General features: G+C 56.0%; 23 protein-coding genes. 10 read left to right on the forward strand and 13 right to left on the reverse strand.

All coding sequences use genetic code 11. From position 1 onward, the window contains the following. The first annotated feature begins 27 nt into the window (after nt 1-27). The 3 genes from petA to AL01_RS07925 are packed head-to-tail and all read left to right on the forward strand — an operon-like array spanning nt 28 to nt 2,648. Nucleotides 28-702 carry a ubiquinol-cytochrome c reductase iron-sulfur subunit gene (gene petA / locus AL01_RS07915; protein WP_077397013.1) on the forward strand — a complete coding sequence of 225 codons (675 nt, stop codon included), beginning with the start codon at nt 28-30 and terminating at the stop codon, nt 700-702. A gap of 15 nt (nt 703-717) precedes the next feature. After that, on the forward strand, nt 718-1,911 hold the full coding sequence (locus AL01_RS07920) for a cytochrome b (RefSeq protein ID WP_077397014.1): 1,194 nt from the start codon (nt 718-720) through the stop codon (nt 1,909-1,911). Further along, nucleotides 1,908-2,648, forward strand: coding sequence for a cytochrome c1 (locus tag AL01_RS07925; RefSeq protein ID WP_241502778.1), 741 nt, complete (start codon nt 1,908-1,910; stop codon nt 2,646-2,648). Before AL01_RS07920 ends, AL01_RS07925 begins: the two co-directional genes overlap by 4 nt. 423 nt (nt 2,649-3,071) lie before the next feature. On the opposite strand, the gene AL01_RS07930 is transcribed toward AL01_RS07925, so the two are convergent. After that, nucleotides 3,072-4,121, reverse strand: coding sequence for an NADP(H)-dependent aldo-keto reductase (locus AL01_RS07930; RefSeq protein WP_077397015.1), 1,050 nt, complete (start codon nt 4,119-4,121; stop codon nt 3,072-3,074). A 173-nt stretch (nt 4,122-4,294) separates the two neighbouring features. On the opposite strand from AL01_RS07930, the gene AL01_RS07935 reads away from it, so the two are divergent. The 4 genes from AL01_RS07935 (at nt 4,295) to AL01_RS07950 (ending at nt 7,748) form a co-directional block, all read left to right on the forward strand. Then, entirely contained in the window at nt 4,295-4,981 is a 687-nt protein-coding gene (locus AL01_RS07935) for a response regulator transcription factor (protein ID WP_077397016.1), read from the forward strand. Nucleotides 4,982-4,995: 14 nt separating this feature from the next. Then, complete coding sequence (locus tag AL01_RS07940) at nt 4,996-6,513, forward strand: sensor histidine kinase (RefSeq protein WP_077397017.1); 1,518 nt, start codon at nt 4,996-4,998, stop codon at nt 6,511-6,513. Nucleotides 6,514-6,591: 78 nt separating this feature from the next. Further along, complete coding sequence (locus AL01_RS07945) at nt 6,592-6,939, forward strand: hypothetical protein (protein ID WP_077397018.1); 348 nt, start codon at nt 6,592-6,594, stop codon at nt 6,937-6,939. Then, nucleotides 6,936-7,748 carry an SIMPL domain-containing protein gene (locus AL01_RS07950; protein ID WP_077397019.1) on the forward strand — a complete coding sequence of 271 codons (813 nt, stop codon included), beginning with the start codon at nt 6,936-6,938 and terminating at the stop codon, nt 7,746-7,748. The genes AL01_RS07945 and AL01_RS07950 overlap by 4 nt, the downstream gene beginning before the upstream one ends. A 4-nt stretch (nt 7,749-7,752) precedes the next feature. Here AL01_RS07950 and AL01_RS07955 read toward each other — a convergent pair whose 3' ends face one another. After that, nucleotides 7,753-9,039, reverse strand: coding sequence for a S1C family serine protease (locus tag AL01_RS07955; protein ID WP_408735443.1), 1,287 nt, complete (start codon nt 9,037-9,039; stop codon nt 7,753-7,755). A gap of 278 nt (nt 9,040-9,317) precedes the next feature. Here AL01_RS07955 and AL01_RS07960 point away from each other — a divergent pair, with 278 nt between their 5' ends. Beyond that, nucleotides 9,318-10,385, forward strand: a complete 1,068-nt coding sequence (locus AL01_RS07960) for a glycosyltransferase family 32 protein (RefSeq protein WP_077397021.1) — start codon at nt 9,318-9,320, stop codon at nt 10,383-10,385. A 46-nt stretch (nt 10,386-10,431) separates the two neighbouring features. On the opposite strand, the gene hrpB is transcribed toward AL01_RS07960, so the two are convergent. The 5 genes from hrpB to AL01_RS07985 all read right to left on the reverse strand — a co-directional run bounded on the left by hrpB (nt 10,432) and on the right by AL01_RS07985 (nt 16,064). Further along, entirely contained in the window at nt 10,432-12,921 is a 2,490-nt protein-coding gene (gene hrpB / locus AL01_RS07965; RefSeq protein WP_077397022.1) for an ATP-dependent helicase HrpB, read from the reverse strand. Nucleotides 12,922-12,949: 28 nt separating this feature from the next. Beyond that, a complete protein-coding gene (locus AL01_RS07970; protein WP_077397023.1) occupies nt 12,950-13,489 on the reverse strand; it encodes an adenine phosphoribosyltransferase in 540 nt (179 codons plus the stop codon). A gap of 77 nt (nt 13,490-13,566) precedes the next feature. Continuing rightward, nucleotides 13,567-14,829: a multidrug effflux MFS transporter gene (locus AL01_RS07975; protein WP_077397024.1), complete on the reverse strand. Its 1,263-nt coding sequence runs from the start codon at nt 14,827-14,829 to the stop codon at nt 13,567-13,569. Nucleotides 14,830-14,835: 6 nt separating this feature from the next. Then, nucleotides 14,836-15,375: a VTT domain-containing protein gene (locus AL01_RS07980; RefSeq protein ID WP_077397025.1), complete on the reverse strand. Its 540-nt coding sequence runs from the start codon at nt 15,373-15,375 to the stop codon at nt 14,836-14,838. A 113-nt stretch (nt 15,376-15,488) separates the two neighbouring features. Further along, nucleotides 15,489-16,064: an NUDIX domain-containing protein gene (locus tag AL01_RS07985; RefSeq protein WP_077397026.1), complete on the reverse strand. Its 576-nt coding sequence runs from the start codon at nt 16,062-16,064 to the stop codon at nt 15,489-15,491. A gap of 283 nt (nt 16,065-16,347) precedes the next feature. Between AL01_RS07985 and AL01_RS07990 the strand changes: the two genes are divergently transcribed. Together AL01_RS07990 and AL01_RS07995 are read left to right on the forward strand one after the other, a co-directional pair. Continuing rightward, complete coding sequence (locus tag AL01_RS07990) at nt 16,348-17,589, forward strand: MFS transporter (RefSeq protein WP_158075956.1); 1,242 nt, start codon at nt 16,348-16,350, stop codon at nt 17,587-17,589. A gap of 118 nt (nt 17,590-17,707) precedes the next feature. Next, on the forward strand, nt 17,708-18,262 hold the full coding sequence (locus tag AL01_RS07995; RefSeq protein ID WP_077397028.1) for an LOG family protein: 555 nt from the start codon (nt 17,708-17,710) through the stop codon (nt 18,260-18,262). On the opposite strand, the gene murA is transcribed toward AL01_RS07995, so the two are convergent. The 6 genes from murA to AL01_RS08025 form a co-directional block, all read right to left on the reverse strand. Further along, nucleotides 18,228-19,502, reverse strand: a complete 1,275-nt coding sequence (gene murA / locus AL01_RS08000) for a UDP-N-acetylglucosamine 1-carboxyvinyltransferase (RefSeq protein ID WP_077397029.1) — start codon at nt 19,500-19,502, stop codon at nt 18,228-18,230. The genes AL01_RS07995 and murA overlap by 35 nt on opposite strands. A gap of 63 nt (nt 19,503-19,565) precedes the next feature. Further along, nucleotides 19,566-20,117, reverse strand: coding sequence for a dCTP deaminase (gene dcd, locus AL01_RS08005; RefSeq protein ID WP_043558674.1), 552 nt, complete (start codon nt 20,115-20,117; stop codon nt 19,566-19,568). Nucleotides 20,118-20,269: 152 nt separating this feature from the next. Next, nucleotides 20,270-21,259 (reverse strand): DMT family transporter, encoded by a 990-nt coding sequence (locus AL01_RS08010; RefSeq protein ID WP_077397030.1) that lies wholly within the window; start codon nt 21,257-21,259, stop codon nt 20,270-20,272. Next, nucleotides 21,260-21,439, reverse strand: a complete 180-nt coding sequence (locus AL01_RS08015; RefSeq protein WP_077397031.1) for a hypothetical protein — start codon at nt 21,437-21,439, stop codon at nt 21,260-21,262. It abuts the gene before it with no gap. Beyond that, the gene (locus AL01_RS08020) at nt 21,436-22,635 is read right to left on the reverse strand and encodes a glycosyltransferase family 4 protein (protein ID WP_143280742.1); all 1,200 of its coding nucleotides are present in this window, start codon (nt 22,633-22,635) and stop codon (nt 21,436-21,438) included. Before AL01_RS08020 ends, AL01_RS08015 begins: the two co-directional genes overlap by 4 nt. A 42-nt stretch (nt 22,636-22,677) precedes the next feature. Continuing rightward, nucleotides 22,678-23,700 carry a hypothetical protein gene (locus AL01_RS08025; RefSeq protein WP_077397129.1) on the reverse strand — a complete coding sequence of 341 codons (1,023 nt, stop codon included), beginning with the start codon at nt 23,698-23,700 and terminating at the stop codon, nt 22,678-22,680. Nucleotides 23,701-24,094 lie beyond the last annotated feature (394 nt).

Here is a 24,094-nt window from a genome sequence, read left to right on the forward strand (position 1 = left end):
TGGAGGCCCTGAGGAGGAGGCCCGCCCATGACCCAGAAACACGATGCCAACCCGGCCCATTCATCCCTTGATGATGGAGAATCCCTTCTACCCCGCCCGACCCGCCGCACGGTCCTAACAGCCGGGTCTCTTGCTCTAGGTGGTGCTGGTGCCTGCACACTGGCTGTGCCGTTTCTGGATAGTCTCCGCCGCACACAAGCAAGCTCTGCTGCCAGCACGCAGGAACAGACCGTCATGGATGTTTCCGTACAAGACCTTGCGCCCGGCGCACATAAGGTCGTTGTCTGGCAAGGAATGCCTGTAGCCATCCAACACCGCACGCCGGAGATGATTCGGGCGTTGGAAGACCCCGCCCTCCTTGCCCAGCTATTGGACCCGCAATCCCGCATACGGCAGCAACCCCGTGAAGCCGAAAATGCCCACCGGTCCCTCCGACCAGACTATGGCGTGTATGTTACCATCTGCACCCATCTGGGCTGCGTGCCAGACTACCAGAACATCGCCAGCCTACCCGCCTCTGGCGGGTTCTTTTGCCCCTGTCATGGGTCGCAATTTGATGGAGCAGGCCGGGTCCTCCGCAACATGCCTGCCCCCTATAACCTGCCGGTTCCGCCGCTCCATTTCGTGGATGACCATACAATCCGACTGGGTGAAAGCACACTCTCACCCCATTACAGCATGAACAGCATCCAGCAGCTCTAAGGGATAGTCCGCACCATGAAAGACAGCACGCCCCCGACCGGCAACTGGCTCGACTCTCGCCTCCCCTTCCTGCGGCCTTTCTGCCAGCATATGGCCCGCTTTCCCATGCCACCGGTCAATCTGCTCTGGACAATGGGGGCCTGCCTAATGGTCACCTTCGGGCTGATGTTCGTTAGCGGGCTGTTTCTGTCCCTACATTATCAGCCCGATCTCTCTCTAGCCTTTGACAGTGTAGAAGCCATAGAACGGCGGGTTCCCTCCGGCTGGCTCATCCGCAGCATCCATACGGGGGGTGTCAGCATGTTGTTTGCTGCGCTCTATATCCATGTCGGACGGGGCCTCTGGTACGGGTCGTACAAAGCCCCACGAGAAATAGTCTGGCTCTCCGGCCTGTTCCTGATGCTTCTTTTCATGACAACCGCCTTTGCAGGCTATGTGCTGCCATGGGGACAAATGTCCTATTGGGGAGCTACTGTTATCACCCATGCCGTGGAGGCCATACCAGGTATCGGGCACGGGCTGCTCGTCTATCTGCTGGGAGAAGACACTCTGGGCGGCGTAGCCCTGCACCGCTTCTTCATCCTACATTTCACGCTTGGCTTCATCATCGCTGCAATAGTCGGGCTCCATATACTCTGCCTGCATGGTACAGGCTCCAGCAATCCTACGCTAGACAGCCCCCATCCGGATCGCACGACCCGCCCCTTTGCCCCGTTTTATGTGACGAAGGATTGTTTAGCTGTCTGCGTATTTCTGGCTATTTTTACCGTGTTGATTTTCTTCCTACCGGGGTTGCTAAGCAAGCTGGATAACATCATCCCAGCCAACCCTCTCAAAACACCAGCAGACATCACACCGGAATGGTATCTAGCTCCATGGTTTGCCATGCTACGGGCTATTCCCTCCCGTCTCGGTGGGCTGATTGCAGCAGCCTCCAGCCTGCTGGTCCTCTTCCTCCTGCCGTGGCTAGACCGCTCCCCCCGCCATAATGCAACCTACCGTCCGCTAGTCCGGTTAGGTATGGGGCTCTTCTTTATCGCCTTCATCACCCTCATTCTGGCAGGGATGCACGGGGCCACACCTCTGTGGGTCTGGCTCAGCCGAGGGGCCATGTTGGTGTGGTTTCTCACTTTTCTAGTACTGCTCCCTCTGTCTGCTCACAGAGAACGACAGGCCAGTAACGCCCCCACACAGGGAGAGACACCATGATGCGTTCGTGCTTCCGCCCAACAGGCATGGTCTTTCTAGCCGCCCTATCCCTAACCAGCCTCTCCACCACGGCCAGAGCGAACAGCCCTGCCCCAGTGCAGGCACCCGCTACACAGGCGGCGGCTCTCACAGCCGACCCTCTGCCTACCATGCGCCCAGAAGAACGAGGATTGATGATCTTCCAGCAGGTATGTAGCTCCTGCCACAGCATGGAACGTGCCCATTATGGGGACATGATCGGACTCCAGCCCTCTGTCACGGCTCTACAGCACTGGGCACAGCAGCGTCATGCAGGGCTGGAAAGCCCTATCGCCTCTCCCTATCCCAGCGTCGCCGTGGGCAAGGCCAATAATGGCGGAGACTATCCGCCAGACCTCTCCCACATTGCCCGGACCATCCGGGGTGGGCCGGATTATATCCGCCAGATGCTGGCAGGCTACCGCCCAACCCCTCCTGGCGTCACACTGGCCCCGAACACCTATTACAATCCCATAGCCTTAACACATCACCACAAATTCAAGATGCGCCCGCCGTTGCATGAAGGGATGATCACCTTTCCCGATGGGACACAGGCCACCATTCCCCAAATGGCCAGCGATGTAACGGCCTTCCTTCAATGGGCAGATGATTCCCATCGCCGGACCCGCCAGTTCATCGGCACGGCGGTACTGCTCTATCTCGCCCTACTTGGCGGGGTGCTGCTCGCCCTATGGCGGCTGCTGAAACGAACTGCCTGAAACAGAAGAAACCCCGCCGGGAACTCCTCAGGCGGGGTTTCTTTAAATTTCAAGGGAAATAGTTTTCTTATATCAACCTATAGGCGCCTCCCCAGCCCGAAGGCGAAAAAACGCCTAACCCAGCCTGCACCGGACGACCAAGGACGGGTGAAAAAAACATACTCAAAACCAGAATGACCACATTTTTTACACCGTATCACTTTGGGCATAAGCACATCTGACGGCTGATGTGACACATAAACAGCCCCACAGGATGTGCAGACCTGCTTCATGTATCTGTCAGGCGTATAAACCACCATACGAGCGTCTCCCTCCACAACAGACCATGCCCTCATGAAGAAAACATGGTCTGTCCTGCTTCACTGAATGACCTAGTACCAGCCCGGTATGTCAGTTCCGGTCATAGGACATCAAAAAGCCCTTTCAGGGAGCTGGATTAGCGTTCAACTGATGGATGGCGTTTATCTTCTCTTCCAGCTCTGGAGTAATCTCCACATGAATAGAGGTCAGTGCCGTCTCAAGCTGTTCCATCGTCGTGGCCCCGATGATGTTGGAGGTCACAAAGGGACGGGACGTAACGAAGGCTATGGCCATCTGGGCAAAATCTAGCCCGAATTCCTTCGCCAGAGCCTGATAGGCCCGGATGGCATCATCCACACCCGGCTTTTCGTACCGCTGACCACGATTGAATAAAGTCGTGCGGGCTCCCGGTGGGCGGGCACCATCCAGATATTTTCCGGTCAGATAGCCCTGCGCCAGAGGAGAATAAGCCAGCAGGCCGACATCTTCCCGCAACCCCATCTCGGCCAGACCAATCTCATAGGTCCGGTTCAACAGATTGTAGGCGTTCTGAATAGAGGCAATGCGAGGCTGCTTTTCCTCCCGTGAGACACGCAGGAACTCAGATACACCCCAAGCGGTCTCGTTGGACAAGCCAACATGACGGACCTTTCCTTCCTTCACCAACTCACCCAGAGCACCCAGTGTCTCAGCGATCGGCACTTCATCGGCATCGGAGAGCGTACGGAATGTCGTACCGCCCTCGCCAAAGATGTTGATCTCACGATCCGGCCAATGAAGCTGGTAAAGGTCCAAATAGTCAGTATTCAGCCTCTTCAGGGACTCATCAATGGCATAGCGTATCTGCTGCGGGGTCAAGCGGGGCTTTTCCCCACCGGGCCGGAACCAGTCATTTTGACTACGCCCGACCACCTTGCTGGCCAGAATGACCTTATCCCGGTTACCACGGGCCTTCAGCCAGCTTCCCACGATCCGCTCGGTCGAACCCTGCGTTTCTGCCCGTGGAGGAATGGAATAAAGCTCTGCCGTGTCGATGAAATTTACGCCATGTTCGAGAGCCTTATCGAGCTGGGCATGGCCCTCAGCTTCCGTATTCTGCTGGCCGAATGTCATAGTCCCAAGGCATAGTTCACTTACCTTAAGGCCAGTCCGCCCCAGTGTTCTGTACTGCATGGCCGTTTCTCCCTGTCTGTGATCGAAGCATGTCGGGATCAGGCATCCTGACATGCCCGTAATGTAAGGCGATGCGACCGGAAACAGGCATACTTCCCTTTTGCCCCGGCTTGCCGCTATCCTGCCCTCATAGAAATGCACAATGCAGCATATCAGGAAAACAGGCAGGGCCAATGCGTATTCTACTGGTTGAGGATGATCCGACTGTCCGCTCCTTTGTTCTCAAAGGGCTGAAAGAGGCAGGGCACAATGTGGATCAAGCCGATAATGGTAAAGATGGACTCTATCTCGCCATCGGAGAGAAATACGACATCATCATCCTCGACAGGATGCTTCCCGGCGGCATAGACGGGCTGAACATCCTTGAGACCATACGGGGCCAGAAAAATAACACCCCTGTACTACTGCTTTCTGCCCTTTCCGACGTGGATGACAGAGTGGACGGCCTGCGGGCTGGCGGGGATGATTATGTGACAAAACCCTTTGCTTTTTCCGAGCTTCTGGCCCGTGTGGAAGCATTAGGCCGCCGTGGACATAATGAGTCCGCCCCCGAAACATCCCTCACCGTGGGGGACCTAACGCTAGACCTTCTCTCCCGCGAAGTTCGCCGCAATGGGCAAAAAATCGACCTTCAGCCCCGTGAATTCCGCTTGTTAGAATTCCTTGTCCGCCATGCTGGGCAGGTCGTCACCCGGACGATGCTGCTAGAAAAGGTCTGGGACTATCATTTCGACCCACAGACAAACGTTATTGACGTCCATGTCTCCCGTTTGCGCCAAAAGGTGGACAAGCCGTTCGAGACGGCCATCATCCACACGGTCCGCAATGCAGGCTACATCCTCCGCCCCGCTCAGGACTGACAAGACCAGACACTATGGCAAAGGACAGAACACCCCCTCGCCGCCGCCGATGGTTCTACCGCCTTGCTATCCGCAATGGGACCGGAAAACGGCGTTGGCCCATCCGCTCGGCAGGGATCAACTTTGCACTGGGCTATGGTGTTCTGTTCCTCATTTCGGCAACGCTGTTCCTATCTTTCATCTGGTGGAGCAGCACCAGCCTGCTAAATGACCATGTCCGGGCCTTCATAGAGACCGATGCCCAAGAGCTGCGGCACCGCTGGAACCACGGGGGGGCCGAAGCTCTTGGGGATGCGATCAACGACAGGCTGGAACAGAATATTGATGACGATGCTCTCTATCTGCTCATGGACCGCCACGGCAGACGACTAGCCGGAAATCTGCCGGGTTGGCCTGTCGCCATCGAGAAGATGAATCATTTCTATGAACTGACCATCCGTCGCTACACCTTCACCACACCAGCCCAGTTTAAGGCCTATGCCCTGCCCCATGGGTTCAGATTGATTGTCGGACACGACATACGGGGCCGTACTCTCCTCAGTACCGTCATTACCCGCACGGTCATCTGGTGTGCGGTTATGATCTCCCTACTGGCTGTAGGGGGGGCACTGGTGGTACGGGACCTCTTCCGCCGCATGGTCGGCTCCATCGCCCGCACAGCCTCCGCCGTTGCCAATGGCGACCTCAACCACCGCATCACTCTAACAGGCAGCGAAACCGACCTTGTCGCCGAGACAGTCAACACCATGCTGGATAGGATAAACCGGCTGATGGAAGGTGTCCGGCAGGTCTCCAACGCCATCGCACATGACCTGAGAACCCCCATAACGCGGGCCCGCAACCAACTAGAAGAAGCCCTCTTCTCCTCCTCATCCCCCGATGAGCTGCGTGTGGCCGTCGATAAAGCCATTGTAGACCTAGACCACATCACCGGCATTTTTGAGGCCCTCCTCCGCATCGCCCAAATCGAGGCCGGTGCCCGACGCTCGGCCTTTACAATCGTTGATCTTAACCAGCTTCTCGCCAATATGGCCGAGCTTTATGAAGCCTCCGCTGAAGATGCCGGATTGAAGCTAAAACTAAATGTCACGACGCTGCCTGCCTTGTTCGGCGATGAGCGCATGCTGCAACAAGCACTCGCCAATCTTCTGGACAATGCCATCAAATTTTCCCCACCTGACAGCACGCTAACCCTAAGTGCCCATCCTGTTATGGCGACGACAGCCTCCGGCATTACCAACGAGCGACAACGCCCCCTAGGGCTTGAGATCAGCGTGCAAGATCAGGGTCCCGGTATGAATGATGCCGATATACTCCGTGCCCATGAGCGTTTCTTCCGTGCCGAGAGCGCACGCAATACACCCGGCTCCGGCCTTGGGCTTTCTCTGGTACAGGCTGTCACCAGCCTGCATCATGGCCGTCTGATCCTCACTCAGGCCAACCCGGGCCTGAAAGTCACCCTCTTTCTCCCCCTAACACCAGAGGCCGAGCAGACTAGCAGAAGCACCACGCCAACACGTAATACATCATGAGGCCCCACAACCCACCATATCTGTTACTGAATATTCATGCCCTGCCCATCTTTAGGGCATATAAGCTGTGATAGTCCTATGTTCATGCGTACCGTCTTCTTCCTTACTGTCATTCTCTTGCTGATCCAGATGCCGCCTCGGTCGGGGCACGCTTGGGGGTCGCTACTGCATGATGAGGAAGCCTCCCCTCCAGCGCAGGACCTCGTTATTACCAGCGATAGTCAGGCATATTGCGCTCAACTAAACGAGCATCTGGCAGCAAAGATGCGTCTGCCCCACGATGTCCCCGTTGGCGCAATGGATGATGCACGGCATCTTCAGGAAGAAGGGCAAGAACTCTGCCAGCAGAACCACATACGAGCAGGTATAGGCCGCCTACGGCGCGCACTTGTTATACTAAAAAATCAAGAAAGGCCCCACCCATGAGCCTCCATCGTTCCTTGTCATGCTCTGGTCTGAAAGCCTTAGCCGCCGGATGCCTACTCAGTAGCGTTGCCCTTTCCACCCCCAATGCGCTGGCTACGCCGGATGGCGGACCGGTTGTTACAACCCCCGCAGAACCACCCCCTCATCCTCGCCCGCATGGCACGGTACTATCCTTCTCCGTCTCCGATGAGGCGCAGGCCAAAGCCGATACGCTATCTATCCATTTTGCTGCTAGGGCAGAAGGTAGCTCCCCCACCATTGCCCAACAGCACCTCAACCAGCTTGTCAGCAATGCTATGTCCATTCTGAAAGACCAACCGGGTATAAAAAGCACGGCAGAAAGCTACGCTGTTGGGCAGGAATATGCCCCCCATGACAAGCGAAGCTGGGTTGCCCGTCAGGCTCTGGTATTGAGCAGCCAGAACCGTGATGGTCTGCTCGCTCTGGCTGAAAAACTCCAGAAACTGGGGCTCAGCATTGAAGACATGCAATGGAGCCTCAACCCCGAGGTTCGTGCAAAGTTGGAGCAGCAAGCCCGTCTTGGAGCTCTGAAAAAACTCCGCCAACAGGCTGAGGAAGATGCAGCAGCTCTCGGGCAGACCCTGCTTGGTCTGGAACGTGTACATATCGGCAGCCAAGGCATGGATGACTTCGCACCGCCTCCCCACATAAGCCCTATGCTCATGATGGCCGAAGCCCGCAGTGCCGCCACACCACCGCCTGAAAGCACAGCAGAGATGCAGACTGTCCGTGTAACGGTCAGTGCGCAGGCCCGTTTAGCACAGGCGCAAGACCTCGCTTCACCCTGAAGCCTTAAAAAGCCGCTGTAGGCCGCTTGCCCAGCGCAACCGGGAGGGTAATGACCTTACCCTCCCGCCTTATGGTAAAATTGAAGATGGTCCCGGGATGAGCGGCAGCCACGCTACGCAACACCGTGCGGGCATCATGAACCGGAACATTCCCGATTGCCAAAATAGCATCTTTTTTCCGCAAACCACCTTGCCAGGCCGCCCCGTGAGGGTCCACATCCTCTACCCACATAGGAAAGCTAGCATCGTTGAGCGTTACACCCAGCCAGCCATGCTCTACATGGCCGGTCTTGCGGATAGCTTCCACAACCGGGGCCACAATCTCCGAAGGAATACCAAAACCAATCCCCACGGAACCATCGCTGGGGGATGCGATCGCCGCATTCATCGCTACGACCTGCCCCTGAAGATTGAACGCAGGCCCACCAGAATTACCCGGATTAATAGGCGCATCAAGCTGCATGAAATCATCCAGCGCACCACTGCCCAAATCACGCCCGACAGCCGACACGATCCCCGCCGTTACTGATGAACCAAACCCAAACGGATTACCGGCCACCAATATCCAGTCCCCGATTTCCACCTGCCGACTATCCCCCCACGACACACAGGGAAGCGGCGTTGGGCTATCCACCTTGATGACGGCAATATCCGTCATGGGGTCATCACCTAAACTGTGAGCTGATAGAGACCGGCCATCAGAGAGGGACACCATAATGCGTGTAGCCTGCCCGATAACGTGCCGATTTGTCACAATAATGCCGGAGGCATCCACCACGAAGCCAGAACCAGCACCCGTCAGCTCATCATCTGCGGGATGCAACACACGCCGCGCCTTACCTGCCCCATGATGCCGGGAGTGCCGCTTCTTTCTAGGGGTAGCAGGCGCTGAATGTCGCTGTTCATGGCTGGTGGACTGGGATGCCGCATCAGAATCATCATCCTCATCATCGGCAGAGGATGAAGCATGAGAGATGGAGATATTCACCACCGCCGGGATAACCTGATGTACCAGCGGAGCAAAACTAGGCAGATTCAGGGCTTCCCGTACAGCCGGAGCCTCATGTGCAGTTCCCGCTGGAACAGACGTCCCTACCGATGTTGCAGCAGGTGGCAGCACCAAAGGAGAGGAGACTGGCACAGGCGGACGATGAACCGCCTTATACAGGCTGGTATTTTTTATCGGCTCAGGAACCTTTTCCCCACCGGGAACCCACCATAGGCATACGCCTGCAGCCGCCATACTCCCAACGGCGGCCGGCAGCAGGACGGACCAGATCAAGTGCCTCATAACAGGCTGCATGAAGAACGACGCCCCCCTCACTGCGGCAAGCCCGCCGCAATGTTTTTTTACGTCCTCCCTCCCTACCACACTCCATCTCTTTTGAAAGTACCTTCCCCACCCTCGGGCGGCACACTTGCAAAAAACTATTCATCGTGGCAGTTTACTGTTTCGTAACTTTCAAGGCAGTTCTGTGGCGTCTCCCATCGATTAAAATGGGCTCATAGCTGTCGTGTGGGCATTACAAAATCAATATTTTCACTGGCTTCTCCTAAAGGACGAATGCGATGCATCATTACAATGAAAGTAATATCATCACCCTGCCTTGCCCAATTTTTCTGACATATTTCTTTACAGTTCTTATCATTAAAGATGGTGAAATTAAGCAGATTGATTTTTGCGACATTCAAGAATACCTGAACGATCTTCCTACGGATGAGCAGCTAAAAGCGCATGGCATCTCCGTACTGAACCCATCTGATGATACGTTCCTACTGTTACAGCATAATCATTTTCTGTCCGCTCGACCTAACGGTACGTTCGACCTAACTAACAAAGCACATGGATGGGAAGAATTTAGAAGAATATCGAATATTCCGTTCCGATTCGTTCCAGAAAAACCCTATTCACCACGCATCCCTCACATCATTCACCAGACTGATAACCCCCTTCAACCTCAGGATATTTACCTTGAGAACATTACATCCCTAAAAACCCTCAATGAAGGGTGGGATTATAGATATTATTCAGAAAAAGATCGTATTGACTTCATCTATACCCACTATGGCTGGGAGATGTTGAATATCTACCTGCGGCTGAACCGCCTCTATGGGGCAGCACAGGCTGATTTCTTTAGATACCTCTGCGTGTACCACCATGGTGGCGTTTATCTAGATATGAAATCGGGAGGGACTAAACCCATTTCATCAATCCTTCATGAGGATGACCAGTTCATCATTTCTCAGTGGGATTGGAATATTCCCCGGTATTTTGAATGGGGTAAAAAAGCGGAACTCTCCCATATTGAGGGAGGGGAATTCCCCATTTGGTGCCTCATCTGTTCACCGGGCCATCCGCTCATGGCTAAGGTCATCAACCAGATGATTGCCAATATCTTTTTCTACACACCCGCCCTGCATGGCACAGGTAGCGTAGCAACATTGAAGGTCACTGGCCCTATCATGTTCACACGGGTCGTCTTCAACAACCTCCATAAATATGATGTGAGGAAAGAGGATATACTACACAAAGGGCTTAATCCCCACATGGTGGAGAATATCGTCCGTAAGAACCAGTATCACGGGCAAGTCCTACCGCTCGTTATACAGTCCTTTCATGTCGGGGATACAATATAATCATCGGTTGCAGATAATCCGTTCTGTCCGGGTATCAAATCCGGCCTCATGAATCATGAGCGGGATTTTCGGGCCAGTTATGCTTGGGATAACGCCCCCGCATATCCTTCCGCATGTCCAGCCAACCGGACTTCCAGAACTGTTCCAGATCCGCTGTCACGGCCTGCGGTCGTCCAGCTGGAGAAAGCAGCGTAGCATGTAGCGGCACCTTACCCCCTGCCAACTGAGGCAGAGCCATTGTGCCATAAAAATCCTGCGCTCGGGCAGAAAGAGACGGTACAACCGTTGTATAGTCAATGCGCCTGCGCCCCACTTTCAACGTAGCATGAGCAGGTAGCTGGCGGTCCAATTCTTGCTTGTCCTCATAAGGCAGAAGGCTGGTTAAGATAGCGACAAGGTCCAGTTCCTTCAGCTGAATCAGCCTGTCCAACCCGGCGAGCCACGGCTCCAGCCAGTCCATGGATTGGATCAGTGCCTCATCAGACAAATCAGGTAGATGGGGAGCATAATGCGTCCGGGCCAATGCCACACGGGCCTGAAACTGCCGAGCCGGCACAGACCATTCCAAATATCGGGAGAGATCAGACTGCGCCTTTGCCAGCAAAGCTGCCGTAACATCTTCTGGCTCGGCCGGTACGTTCCGATCCTTTAGTACCAGATTACCCAGCCGTAGCCTCTGCCGAACAATTACCTTACCCGATGTACCATCGAGAGCCGATTCCCGCTGCTCCTTAAGGCTAGCCTGCACGGAGTCAGGCAGGGTCTCCAGCGTTACAGGTGCGGCAAGCGTCATGTCCGTTCCCTTACGGATATGAAAAGCCGCACCCGCTAAAAGCCCCTCCTGCACCAACGGGTCTGTCGCCCCTATGCGGGCACTGCCACCACCGGCTAAACGGTAACGTCCGTCCGCACTGGTCCGCTGCGCTAAACGATCAGGAAATCCCGCGGCAACAAGTCGCCCAGCAGCGTAACCTGCCAGCCCCTCACTTACGAGATCCGCCAAATCATCCTGATTCACAGCCTGCCCAGCCCGACGAAGAAAACGCATTGCTGCCTGACGGAGCTGCCGTACTACATAACGAGGCACACGGGCATCATCTTGTATGAAAAGCTTCAGACGTAACCGAAGATCGGCCGAGGCCTCCCCACCCTTGCCACCCCGCCCGCCTAGCGGGTCACGCTCTTCCAAAAGAGCGGCAAGGCAGGCCGCAACAGCTAATTCTTCTACTGTTCTGGCTGCACAGAGCATCGCCGCCAACCGGGGATGCGTGCCAAAACCCACCATCTGCCGCCCCAGAGTCGTCAGTCCCTGCTCGCTATCCAATGCCCCCAAATACTGAAGAAGAGCCTGTGCCACTGCCAACCCACCCTCTGGGGCTGGTTCGATCAAAGGGAGAGCTGCGGGGGCTGTTCCTACCGCCTGTTGCCATGCCGCCGTGACGAGAGCAAAATCGCATAGGTCCGCCTCCCGAATGGCTGGAACCTCCTGCACGATCAAGCTACGCTGGGTCATCTCCGACCAAAGGCGAATAGCAATACCGGGGGCCTGCCGCCCTGCACGGCCTGCCCTCTGTTCTGCCGTAGCCCGGGAAATACGCCGTGTATGCAAACGGGGCAGGCCCGTGCTGGCATCACGCTGTGGCAGACGCCGCCAACCACCATCCACAACAACCCGCACACCGGGAACCGTTACGGATGTCTCAGCAATGGAAGTCGCCAGCACAATCCGCCGCCCGGAAGCCGGGTCCAGCGCACGGGCCTGATCCTCAACTGACTGTTCCCCATAAAGCGGATAGATGGGCGTTTGTTCCCCAAGAAGAGCCTGAAGACTAGCCTGCGCCCTGCGGATTTCCCCCACACCGGGCAGAAATGCCAGAATGGCCCCTTCCTCCTCCTGCCATGCCTGCGCCACAGCTTGAGCACAGCTTTCTGGTAGATCACGCAGATGGGCAATATCCCGCCTATAACGGACCTCTACCGGGTACTGACGGCCATCACTCTCAATCAGCGGAGCCTGCAAAGCAGTCGTAAAGATCCCAGCATCCAGCGTAGCCGACATGGCAACAAGCCGTAGCTCGGGCCGCAGACTCTGTTGCACATCACGGCAAAACCCTAGGGCTGTATCCCCATCAAGGGACCGCTCATGCACTTCATCAAATAGGACGGCAGACACACCCTCCAGTAGTGGGTCGGCAAGCAGGCGGCGGACAAGCAGCCCTTCTGTCACGACCTCAATGCGGGTATGGGCTGAAACGGCACTATCAAGACGGGTGCGATAACCAATCACACCACCGGGTTTTTCTCCCCTCAAAGCCGCCATGCGCTGAGCTGCAGCCCGTACAGCCACACGCCTAGGCTCCACAAGGAGGATACGCCCATCCCCTAGCCAATCCGGAGCCGCAGCCAGAAGAGACGGTGGGACGGCTGTCGTCTTCCCCGCACCCGGCGGAGCTACCAGAACAACATTCGGCCCCGTGGCTAGGGCCTCATGAAGGGCAGGCAGAACAGCCGTTACAGGAAGGGTTTCTACCGTCATACCGCCCCTATTATGCCCCGTGTCAGTTTCAGTCTTCGTAGGTCAGCAAAGAGGTAACGGGAACATCGACCTTCTTACGGCCGCCCAGAGCCAGAAGTTCAATCATCACAGAAGCCCCGACAACCTCGGCACCAGCCTTGCGCAGAAGGTCGATAGAAGCCGCCAACGTGCCACCTGTTGCCAGAAGATCATCCAGCACCACTACACGTTGCCCAGGGGTCACGGCATCGGCCTGTATCTGCAACTCATCCTCGCCATATTCGAGGCTGTATTTATGAGAAATGGTCTTACCGGGCAGCTTGCCCGGCTTACGCAGCATGGTAAAGCCACAGCCCAGACGGGTCGCCAGCGGAGCGGCTGTCAGAAAGCCACGGCTTTCGATCCCTGCCAGAATATCCGGTTGGAAACGGGCCACCGCCTGCGCCAAACGCCCCGTTGCCACCTGCCACGCCTCCGGGTTACGGATCAGGGTAGAGATATCGTAAAACAGGATACCCGGCTTCGGGAAATCGGGAACCTCACGGATATACTGTTTCAGATCCAGCGGGGCAGGGTCTTTAAAGGACATAACAAGCCTTCATATTGGGTCATGATTCACACAAGGGCCCCTTATAGGCCCTTATGCATCTGTTTTAAAAGAGAGCCTCATGGGGCCATGCGGGCAAAAATGGCCATGACGAGGAAAGCCACCAAAAGCATCCCCCCCATTGGAATGGCCGTGCCAACCGGCAACCATGAGAACATGACACTAGCCAAAATACCAAACACATATTGCCCTGTCCCAGCCAGAGCCGTTGCCACACCAGCATTACGCCCCTGCGTCAGCAAGGCACCGGCCATAGCATTCGGGCCTATACATCCCCCCGGCCCCAGCGCACAGAGCATCGCCCCAAAGAGCGGCCAGAGATAAAGATGCTTGAGATGCCCTGCGGCATCAACATCCAGAGCAGACCACACAGCCAGCCCCAGAAGAATGGTAGCCCCCAAACAGCTTATAGCCAGACCAGCCCGCAGCAAGGTCCGGCTGTGATAGTAATTCAACAGCCAAGCATTAATCTGGGAAGATCCAATCATGCACACCGCCATCACCCCAAACAACACACCATATTGAAAAGGTGTGAAGGCATAGACACTCTCAAATAAGAATGGCGCCGCTGTCAGATAGGTGAACACGGCAAAACCCTGCACCATCCAAATGAGCGCATTGAAGCGGTAATTCCTGTCCTGCAATGTCTGCCCATAGCGGGTCATGATGGCCCAAAGCCGCATGGGGTGGCGATCCCCCTCGTCCAACGTTTCCGGCAAGAAGAGGAACACAAGTAACAGGCCGACCACGCCATAAAGAGATGTAGCCCAGAAAATATCCCGCCATGTGATGAACTGAAGGGCAAACCCACCCAATGCGGGCGCCAGAATCGGCACCACCCCCTGAATCAGAATCAAGCGGGACATCATCTTCGCAGTGGCATCACCCACCGTCACATCCCGCACGCACGCATTAGGCACGACAAGACTGGCAGCCCCCATAAGTGCCGCAAACGCACGGAAGAAACACAGCATGGGCATGGAGGTAGACAGCGCACACCCCGCTGCTGCCAACGCATAGAACAATGTACCCACAAGCAGAGGACGGCGGCGACCAAAGCGGTCTGTCAGTGGCCCCACCATGATCTGCCCGATGGCCAGACCAGCGACCCATGCCGCCATCGTCAGGCTGCCCGTCCCCGGAGCCGAGCCAAGCTGATGCTCCATCTCCGGCAAGGCAGGCAAGTAAATATCTGTCGAAACAGGGCCAACGGCTGTTAGCGTCCCTAAAAGAAGCGGCAGCCAAAAAGGCATCTTCCCGCCCTTGATTAGAGGTTTGCCGATCAGAGCCTGCTCAAAAAAGCCACGCTGTGACGTCGTCATGCTACGTTACTCTGCCTTTCCCATCTCTTTACGGAAACCCCGCAAGACCCAAACTCCAAGCCCTGCCGAAAGCAGGGCCAGCACGGCAGCAGCTAGCAAAGCCCATCCGTGGCGGAGTTCTACACCTCTGCCTGCCAGAAGAAAAACCAGATTCTGGGGCAGCCCTCCTAGCATGGTGGCCAGTATGAACCGACCAACCGCCAGACCCGCCATGCCTGACGAAACTGAAACCAGCAAAGCAGACCCTACCGGCAACAACCTTGCACACAACACCATACGAAAAGGGGCCTGCTGCCCAGCCCGAATGAACCACGGTACCGCCTCTGTCTGCAATGGCCGTTTCCATCGCCAGAGCCAGCCCCAACCATACCCTATAAGGGCACCGGCACCGTAAGCCAGACTGGCCTCAACAAGCCCGATACCAACCCCGAATCCCGCCCCCAGCACAAAGCAGAGTGCTTGCCGGGGCAGGCCGAAGGCACAATACAGGACAGCCAACGGCAAAACATACAACGCCGCATACGGCTGCCCTGCCCAGTGCTGCATGAGCACCAATCCACGTTGAATGACCGGACTCTGCCACAACAGCACTGGGCCACCCACTAGCAATAGAATCAGAAGAGCTGGACGACGTACCGCCCGCAGCCAAACTGAACTCCTCAGAGCAGACCCCGTGCCCGTATCTGCGCATAGGCAGCCAGAGTGACCATGCAGGTCATCTCACCATCAACGATCATACGGTCAAACTCAGCGCGCGAAATGTCTTTCACTTTCATGTCGGCCTCGGTGGCTTCTCGCTCGGCCTCTCCACGAACAAGATTCCGGGCGAGAAAGACGTGGCCCATCTGGGTAGAATAGCCCGCTCCCTGATAAAGCGTGCCAGCGTGGATCAACTCCCCAGCCCGAAGACCAGTTTCCTCCCGCAGCTCGCCCAGGGCCAGCTCTCTAGCATCGGCATTAGGGCGTGTTTCCCACATCCCCATAGGGAACTCCCAAAGCCGTTTACCCACCGGATAGCGAAACTGCTGAACCAGCGTGATACGCCCATCCTCATGCACAGGCATAAGAACCGCAAAGGTTCCCCGCTCTACAACACCATATAGACCCCTTTTGCCGCCGGGATGGATGATCTTGTCCTCCCGTACGGCCGTCCAAGGGTTTTCATACGCCATCTCAGATGAAAGAATCTGATAACCCGCTTCCTCACAGGCTTTTCTAACATTGTCATCCATCATCAGCTTATTCCCCCCGCAATAAATGGCTAGCGGTCATCATGGCCATATTTGCGTTTGCGTATCATGGAAGACGGTAGAAAGTGAAACGCTTTGCCCCGCCTGCCTGACAGCAAACCTACTGACACCGCTGCATGGCAGCCATTCACAACTATGCAAGCTGAGCAAATCATTGCCCCGTGACGGAAAAGGCTTTCTCACCTATGGTCGATAACCAAGAAAGGCTGTGCCAGTTACAGCGAGTTGAATGGGCACGGCTTGCGGAAAACTGCAAAGGGGACGCTCCATGTCTGATGAAGACGCAACCTACACATGCTCGCCGACTATGCGGGTCATGCCTGTAGTCCTGTTCAACCTTCTTGTCTATTTTGTCATCGGGCTGCCTAATGCTGTCATCGGTGCCCAGTTTGTCCATAACACGCTGGGTTTCACGACAGCTGTCGCAGCGAGCACCATCTCCCTGCAGTATATCGGCACAGCCATGGGCCGCATGGTCGTTGGACACCGCATTGACGTCTATGGCCCTAAAGCCGTGCTGCGTTACGGCCTCATTTTCTGCGTCATTTCCGGTCTGCTTGTATGTCTAGCTGCCCTGATCCCTACCTTCTTGGGCTTGAATGACACATCCCGTTATATTGCCCTGGGCATCGCTCTCATCAGCCGTCTCTTCATTGGTTGGTCAGAAAGCTGCACATCCACATCCGTAACGGCATGGAACCTGCGCCGCGTCGGCCAGGCACACTCCTCCGTGGCTATTTCGTGGAATGGTGTCACATCCTACGGTGGTATCGCCGTTGGTGTGACCATCGGTCAGCTCCTCAGCTCCCTTCTGCCGACTATCCCGCTTCTGCCTGTCGGTTTTCTGGAGGTGGCTCTGGGTATCGGCGGTGTCATCCTGCTTACCTTCTATACAGCCATCAAGCCGCTGGCTGGTAAAGGCAAGCCAATGTCCTTCGGTCGGGCTGTCAAAAAGGTTCTGCCTTACGGTGCAGGTCTGGCTGCTGGTTCTGTCGGCTTCGGTACGGTCAACAGCTTCCTTGCCCTGTATTACACGGAAAACCACTGGACGGGTCTGGGCGTTGCTTTTGGCGTCTTCGCTGCCTGCTTCATTTTCATGCGTATCTTTGTTTCCGGTCAGATCGACAAGCACGGCGGTGTGCCGATCGCCTATATGTCTCTGGTGACGGAAGCTGTGGCTATGCTCGTCTTCTGCTTGGTGCATAACAGCATGGGCGGTCTCATCGGTGCAGCTCTGACAGGTGCTGGCTTCTCACTGCTCTTCCCCGCTATGGGCACCATGGCCGTCAAAACCGATGGGCCGGAGTATAACGGTATCCTGATTGCCGCTTATTCCATCTTCACGGACCTGACCATTGTGGTGTCCAGCTGGTTCATGGGTGGCCTGCGTGACCATATGGGTTGGCCTACCATGTTTGCCGTTGCCGGTATCCTCTGCGTCAGCGGTATCGCCTTCAGCGCCATCTTCTCCCGTATCCCGGGCTGCGGTGTGCCAAAAGAAGCAAAATAACGAACAAGCTTCATCGCAAGGGTGAGGATATGTCTCCCGCCCCTGTGAGACTGTTCTTTCTTTAAAATGCCGGGCATGATCTGCCCGGCATTTTTCTTTTCAGAGGAGATAATCCGCCATGATCCCCCGTTCTTGCTCTGTTTTCTGTGGTTCCCGCCCCGGACACAACCCAGCACATATGCAAACAGCCCGGGCCCTCGGCACAGCCTTGGGAGAGGCAGGCATCATGCTGGTCTATGGTGGTGGTAAGGCTGGATTAATGGGGGCTGTAGCCGATGCCACTCTACGGGCAGGCGGTACGGTGAAGGGTATCATCCCCCGCTTTCTCGAAGCACGAGAAACCCTACATGAAGGGGTCACGGACCTTGAAGTGACAGAAGACATGCCCAGCCGCAAGGCCAGACTCTTTGAGGAAGCCGATGCCTATATCATTCTGCCCGGCGGCTTCGGCACCTTTGATGAATTCATGGAGGTTCTCGTAAACCGCCAGCTTGGGCTAAGCCAGCGGCCCATCATCATCCTCAACACGGACGGTTGGGCCAATTCCCTCCTTGCCCTGCTGACGGCCACGCAAGAACAAGGCTTTGCAGATGAAGGGGCACAAGCCCTCTATGAAGTCGTAAATAATGTCAAAGACGTCATACTGCGCCTGAAGGCACCTTCACACGTCTGATCTTCGCCCCGCAGGCAGAAAGCTTCTTTTCCACATGCTCATAGCCACGGTCGAGATGATAGACACGGCTAAGCTCGGTCTCCCCCTCGGCCACAAGGCCTGCCAGAATTAGAGAGAAAGACGCTCTCAAATCCGTTGCCATCACTTTGGCACCAGAGAGACGCTCCACACCGCGGATCACGGCTGAACGCCCCTGAATGGTGATATTTGCCCCCATGCGGTTCAGCTCGGGCACATGCATAAAACGGTTTTCGAAGATCGTTTCCGTAATCATGGATGCCCCCTCCGCTACGGAAAGCATAGCCATGAACTGCGCCTGCATATCTGTCGGGAAGCCCGGATAAGGTTCTGTCGTCAGGTCAATCCCACGCAGCTTTCCATCACTCCGAACACGCAGACCGTCAGTCTCCTCCTCAACCTCTACGCCTGCCTGCCGTAGAGCATAGATGACAGCCTCCTGATCGGCCATCCGTCCACCTTCAAGCAGGACATTTCCGCCAGCCATGCCCACAGCACAGGCATATGTGCCACATTCGATCCGATCCGGCATGACGGAATAAGTCGCACCGTGCAGCTGATCGACACCTTCCACCGTAATAGTGCCGGAATGAGCACCACGAATCCGTGCCCCCATGGCATTGAGGCAGTTGGCAAGGTCCAGAATCTCCGGCTCCCGAGCGGCGTTGACAATCTCTGTCGTGCCGTGGGCCAGTGTTGCAGCCATGAGGACATTCTCGGTAGCTCCAACACTAGGGAATGGCAGCACAACCCGCCCCCCCTTCAGGCCATTAAGAGCACGAGCATTGATATAGCCGGCTTCCAACGTGATCTCGGCCCCCAGGGCCTCCAGCCCTTTGAGGTGTAGGTCCACTGGGCGAGTCCCGATAGCGCAGCCACCCGGCAGAGAAACACGAGCTTCCCCCACACGAGCCAACAATGGCCCTAGAACCAGAATAGACGCCCTCATGCGCGACACAATGTCATAGGGGGCTTCTATAGAACTGATGGTCCCGCCAAGGCTAAGCCGTTGGGGGCCATACAGCTCCTTCACGTCATAACCCAGCTGTCCAAGCAGGGTCCGCATGGTACGGATATCGGCAATATCAGGAACATTGGAGAGAATAAGCGGCCCTTCGGAAAGCAGGGCGGCGACCATCAGTTTCAGCCCCGAATTCTTGGCCCCACCAACAGAAATACGCCCCTCGAGACGGCGACCACCTTCGATCAGGAAATAATCCATCTGCTTCTCTCCATCCTCATCCCGCCATCCCAGACCGGATGGAACTTTCTGATTTTCTGAAATTTAGAGCCGTGGCGGTGTCACACCGGACTGACGCATATATTTCCCGGCACGATCAGCATAGCTAACCTCGCAAGGGCTAGCCCCTTGGAAAAACAGGAACTGGCAGATTCCCTCATTAGCGTAGATACGCGCTGGCAGAGGGGTGGTATTGCTGATCTCAATTGTCACCTGCCCCTCCCATTCTGGTTCCAGCGGCGTGACATTAACGATGATGCCGCAGCGGGCGTAGGTGGATTTACCAAGGCACACGACCAGCGTATCACGGGGAATACGGAAATATTCTACCGTATGAGCCAGCGCAAAACTGTTGGGCGGGATGATAATATCCCCACGACGGGTCACAAAACTGTCGGCGGAGAAATTCTTGGGGTCCACCACAGCGCTGTCCACATCCGTGAAAATGTGGAACTCATCAGCGACACGGGCATCATACCCATAAGAAGAAAGCCCGTAAGAAATAACCTTCTCACGCTTCTGTGCCTCGACAAACGGCTCTATCATGCCGTGTTCCTGCGCCATATGGCGTATCCAGTGGTCAGGCATGATCGACATAGCCGCTCTCCCTTATGGATGATGGTCTCTCTGAACCGATAAAAAACCCGCCAGAAACAAGCCCGCCCCAAAGGGCAGGTCGTATCACTGGGCCTGCCCTGTCATACCATCTGTCTGCGACAGAGCAAAGCAGGGTGCAGGCTGGGCCATGATCAGTCCTCCGATGAGCCACGAATAACCAAATCAGACATGCTGGGCCGGCGGCGACGCTTCCGTTCCAAAGGCGTCTCACGCACAGCACCACCACGCAGAGTACGACGGAAACGAGGCCAACGGGGCTTTACCTCACTAGCCAGCACGCCAGCCACGATAAAGCCAGCCCCAACCAGTGTGCATGTTGTTAGAACATCACCCGTACACCAGCCAACAAGTCCACCCCAGATAGGTTCACTGGAATAAATAATGGTCGCCTTAGTAGGGGAAACCGTCTTCTGCGCCCAGTTGAGCACCAGCTGAGTAGCGGCACTTACCACACCCATCACCAGCGCACAGCTCAGCCAGCCCCAACTAAACGGCGGGATATGCTCGCCCATAACCGGCATGGCGCAAAAAGCAAAAAGACCACCGGCCACAAGCTGCACAAACGCCATACGGCGACTATCCGTCTGGAGAGCGAACAGCCCAACGCATATAATCTCGAACGCATAAGAGAACGTGCCCAGCAGAGTGAGGCCATCCCCTGTACTCATGGTTAAGCCGCTCTTCCACGGTTCAGCCAGAAGAACTAGCCCAACAAAGGCAAGAAAAATACCAGCAATCCCGCTCTTACTGGGTGCCTTACGCAGGATGATCCACTGAAGCAGCGGAACCAACGGGACATAAAGGGCCGTCAAAAAAGCGGAACGGCTGCTGGTAATCGTCATCAACCCGATTGTCTGGCAGATATAGCCGAAAGCCAGCACAACGCCGATCAGCCCGCCACGCCATATTTCCGCACGGGGAATCCCCTGCATAATGCGCTTGCGCCCGACAAAGCAGACCACAAACAGGGCAGCGATGAGGAAACGAACCCCGATGAAAAACAGAGGGCCACTGGTCTTCAGCGCCATCTGGATGATGTAATAAGTTCCCCCCCACAACACCGTGATGATGCCGAGGGCGATTTCCTGCCGCGATGGCAGAGGCAGACGTGGTCTGGTCACTCAGCGATCCTCTTGACTGGCGGCAGATGCCATTGTGCGATCATTCCCTGCTGGGCGGCTGCGCTGCTGCTGTTTGCGCCGCAGAAGATTAGCCCGTAAGGCCTGCGCCTCCCGCAGCTGACGTTCCTGCCGTGCCGTCATGGGGGTTTCGCCGGTTTTCCGCTCCTGTTCAGACTTCATGAGCCTGCATCCCTTTCCTCATGAAAGCGCACAAACATATCCCGCAATCCGGTGGAAAGCAGTTCATCATAAACACCCAATGTCGCCCGCTGCATGTGCTGCTTGGTATAACGGGCAAGGGCATGGGCACGTATCTCGTCTTGCCGCTCTGCCATAAGTTCCGGTGGCACGTCCAGCACTTCCCTCAAGGCACCAGCCAAGGCCCTGCAATCACCCGCTGGAACAAGCGTCCCGCTTTCACCATGCTGTATAGTTTCCTTCAACCCGCCACGAGCTGACCCAATCACCCAACAGCCCATCATCTGGGCCTCCACCGGTACCCGCCCGAACGGCTCGGGACGCAGGGAGGGGACCGTCACGACATGGGCCAGCCTATAGGCAGCTGCCATATCCTTGCAGACCCCAGCAAAACGCAGACGATTCGCAATGCCACGCTCCTCGGCCATCCTATGCAGCATCTGGGTATAACTATTACCCTCTCCCGGCCCAACCATAACACAGACCCAGTCCAAATCCGGATGGTGGACGGCCAAATAGCCCAAAGCCTCAATCAGACATTCCTGCCCTTTCCAACGGGTCATACGGCCGGGCATAAGAATGATGCGACTTTCCTCGCCGATCCGCCACCGTTCCAACAGGGTTTGCATCTGGAGGCCCCTTACAGCCTCGGGAGAAAACACCTCCGGATCGCTCCCACGAGGGATGATACGCAGCCGGTCTTCCCCGACCCGATATTCCTGCCGCAGCCGCTCCCCGATATGCTCAGAAACAGCGATAACACGTTGCCCCCGCACCAACCCGGAATTATAGAGCTTCTTGAGCCAGAAATTCGTCTTATGGTCCCCGTGCCATGTCGTCACCAACGGCACCTTTTCCCGGCGGCACGCTACAAAGGCCACAAGGGCTGGGTAGCGGGACCGCGCATGAACAAGGCTGACACCTTCCTGCCGGATCAACCGCTGCAAAGCTTTCACGCGGCTAAAAAAATACCAAGGCGATACTTTCTTACGGAATTCTAGCTCCACATGCTCGCCACCGACATAACGCAGGCGGGATACCAAAGCGCCACTCTCCGCCGCCACCAAGGCCCGCCCGCCGGCCTGATGAATGGCCTCGGCCATGTCGATCGCCCCACGCTCCAGCCCGCCAATACCCAGTGCTGGCAGAATCTGGAGGATCACCGGTTTCTGCTTCATCGCCATTATTCCGCTATATCCACACCATAATCCAGCGCTCGGTCATCCTGCCGGGATTGTCACAACGGCCCCGCCACTATGGCTGGTTGCCGCAAGATTACTCAGTACCTGAACCATGGTAAAAGCTTCCTTGCTGCGGAAGTCCGTATCGGAAATCCAGTACCAGCATTTCTTGTAGAAGACAGAAACATAACTACCATCTGGCGCACTCGCCCCAGAATGAATGGCTACCTCTGGTCGGCTCTCGATACCGACCTGCCCAATGGTTGGCAGTGTCCGACCAGAACGGACATCCCTCTCCGGTACATCCATTTCATAGGAAAGCTGAGTCAACATCGCCAACATGGAACGAGTGAGAATAGCAACCTGCCCCTGTTTCTTAGGGTAAGGCCCATAAACAATCTCTGCCTCTGTCGCATTGGGGTCCAGATGCAGGAGGCGGCGCACCTCCCCTTGAATGGCCTGAAGATTACTATCTGCCGTTGTCGTCAACACAAGATAGATATGTTCACCGGAGGCCCCTCCAGAACCGTTGCCATTCGCACCGCCCCCGGCATTGCCACTGCCCTGACCATTACTACCGCTGCCCGATTTGCCCCCTCTGCCTGAAGCGGATGGATCGTCCGTAGAAATACGAACCGTCATCGCCCCGGCAAGCTGGAGCTGGCGGAGGTCATGCAGCAAAAGGTAGAAGCGTACAGACCCGCCCCCAAAAGGCCCTACCCCCCGCACATTAGAAAGGCCATCAATGGACTGAGCTGTCAGCCGCAACAGGGTATCAATGGCCATGCCGCCCAAGCTGAGCGGCATAATGGCTGTGGGAGAGATGGGGCGCACTACATTTTCTGCATACTGCTCGCCCGTCATCGGCTGGTAAGTGATGGTCGGGTTCTCCGCCTGCGACACTGTACCGCTACCAAACAGATAATTGCTTACGGCAGACGCTGGATAGCCATAATACCCCCCCGAAAAACTACGGGAGACATTATAACCCGCAATGACCTGCGTCGTGTCCAGAAAGGCCGGTGGCTCACCATAGCGCAGACGTACAATATTTAGCAGCATCTCACGCTTCTGCACTTCCCCCAACGCCCGAGAGTAGGCGAGCTGGTCGTTCTGGAGATGCTCCGGCCCTATGGGCTGGCACCCTCCCAGCAGCAGAAAACTACCAGACAATAAAGCAAGAGCTGGAAGCCGGAACAGGCCCTGCCTCCGCCCTAGCTCGGAAAACAGGGAGAGCGGAAAGCCCGCCTGGCGGAACAGGGAAAAAAGACAGGACAGAAGACGGGCTCCCACGAAAAAAGCCGGTTGCGAAATGACGGAAAGACCTTACCTCAAAAAGGAGGTCCTGACCAAAAATAAACTCCTCTATGGTACTGGCAAAAATTAGTAAATCTTTTCCCCCTATTCCCTTGAAACCGTAAGTTCCTCTCCCCAAATCGGGGAACAAGGGGCACAG

Source organism: Bombella intestini (genome assembly GCF_002003665.1).
Lineage (GTDB): Bacteria > Pseudomonadota > Alphaproteobacteria > Acetobacterales > Acetobacteraceae > Bombella > Bombella intestini.

Excerpts from the sequence above, each read along its gene's own strand:
- petA (WP_077397013.1), top strand. The coding sequence starts at position 28 with ATGACCCAGAAACACGATGCCAACCCGGCCCATTCATCCCTTGATGAT.
- AL01_RS07920 (WP_077397014.1), top strand. The coding sequence starts at position 718 with ATGAAAGACAGCACGCCCCCGACCGGCAACTGGCTCGACTCTCGCCTC.
- AL01_RS07925 (WP_241502778.1), top strand. The coding sequence starts at position 1,908 with ATGATGCGTTCGTGCTTCCGCCCAACAGGCATGGTCTTTCTAGCCGCC.
- AL01_RS07930 (WP_077397015.1), bottom strand. The coding sequence starts at position 4,121 with ATGCAGTACAGAACACTGGGGCGGACTGGCCTTAAGGTAAGTGAACTA.
- AL01_RS07935 (WP_077397016.1), top strand. The coding sequence starts at position 4,295 with ATGCGTATTCTACTGGTTGAGGATGATCCGACTGTCCGCTCCTTTGTT.
- AL01_RS07940 (WP_077397017.1), top strand. The coding sequence starts at position 4,996 with ATGGCAAAGGACAGAACACCCCCTCGCCGCCGCCGATGGTTCTACCGC.
- AL01_RS07945 (WP_077397018.1), top strand. The coding sequence starts at position 6,592 with ATGTTCATGCGTACCGTCTTCTTCCTTACTGTCATTCTCTTGCTGATC.
- AL01_RS07950 (WP_077397019.1), top strand. The coding sequence starts at position 6,936 with ATGAGCCTCCATCGTTCCTTGTCATGCTCTGGTCTGAAAGCCTTAGCC.
- AL01_RS07955 (WP_408735443.1), bottom strand. The coding sequence starts at position 9,039 with ATGAGGCACTTGATCTGGTCCGTCCTGCTGCCGGCCGCCGTTGGGAGT.
- AL01_RS07960 (WP_077397021.1), top strand. The coding sequence starts at position 9,318 with ATGCATCATTACAATGAAAGTAATATCATCACCCTGCCTTGCCCAATT.
- hrpB (WP_077397022.1), bottom strand. The coding sequence starts at position 12,921 with ATGACGGTAGAAACCCTTCCTGTAACGGCTGTTCTGCCTGCCCTTCAT.
- AL01_RS07970 (WP_077397023.1), bottom strand. The coding sequence starts at position 13,489 with ATGTCCTTTAAAGACCCTGCCCCGCTGGATCTGAAACAGTATATCCGT.
- AL01_RS07975 (WP_077397024.1), bottom strand. The coding sequence starts at position 14,829 with ATGACGACGTCACAGCGTGGCTTTTTTGAGCAGGCTCTGATCGGCAAA.
- AL01_RS07980 (WP_077397025.1), bottom strand. The coding sequence starts at position 15,375 with ATGCAGCACTGGGCAGGGCAGCCGTATGCGGCGTTGTATGTTTTGCCG.
- AL01_RS07985 (WP_077397026.1), bottom strand. The coding sequence starts at position 16,064 with ATGATGGATGACAATGTTAGAAAAGCCTGTGAGGAAGCGGGTTATCAG.
- AL01_RS07990 (WP_158075956.1), top strand. The coding sequence starts at position 16,348 with ATGTCTGATGAAGACGCAACCTACACATGCTCGCCGACTATGCGGGTC.
- AL01_RS07995 (WP_077397028.1), top strand. The coding sequence starts at position 17,708 with ATGATCCCCCGTTCTTGCTCTGTTTTCTGTGGTTCCCGCCCCGGACAC.
- murA (WP_077397029.1), bottom strand. The coding sequence starts at position 19,502 with ATGGATTATTTCCTGATCGAAGGTGGTCGCCGTCTCGAGGGGCGTATT.
- dcd (WP_043558674.1), bottom strand. The coding sequence starts at position 20,117 with ATGTCGATCATGCCTGACCACTGGATACGCCATATGGCGCAGGAACAC.
- AL01_RS08015 (WP_077397031.1), bottom strand. The coding sequence starts at position 21,439 with ATGAAGTCTGAACAGGAGCGGAAAACCGGCGAAACCCCCATGACGGCA.
- AL01_RS08020 (WP_143280742.1), bottom strand. The coding sequence starts at position 22,635 with ATGAAGCAGAAACCGGTGATCCTCCAGATTCTGCCAGCACTGGGTATT.
- AL01_RS08025 (WP_077397129.1), bottom strand. The coding sequence starts at position 23,700 with ATGCTGCTAAATATTGTACGTCTGCGCTATGGTGAGCCACCGGCCTTT.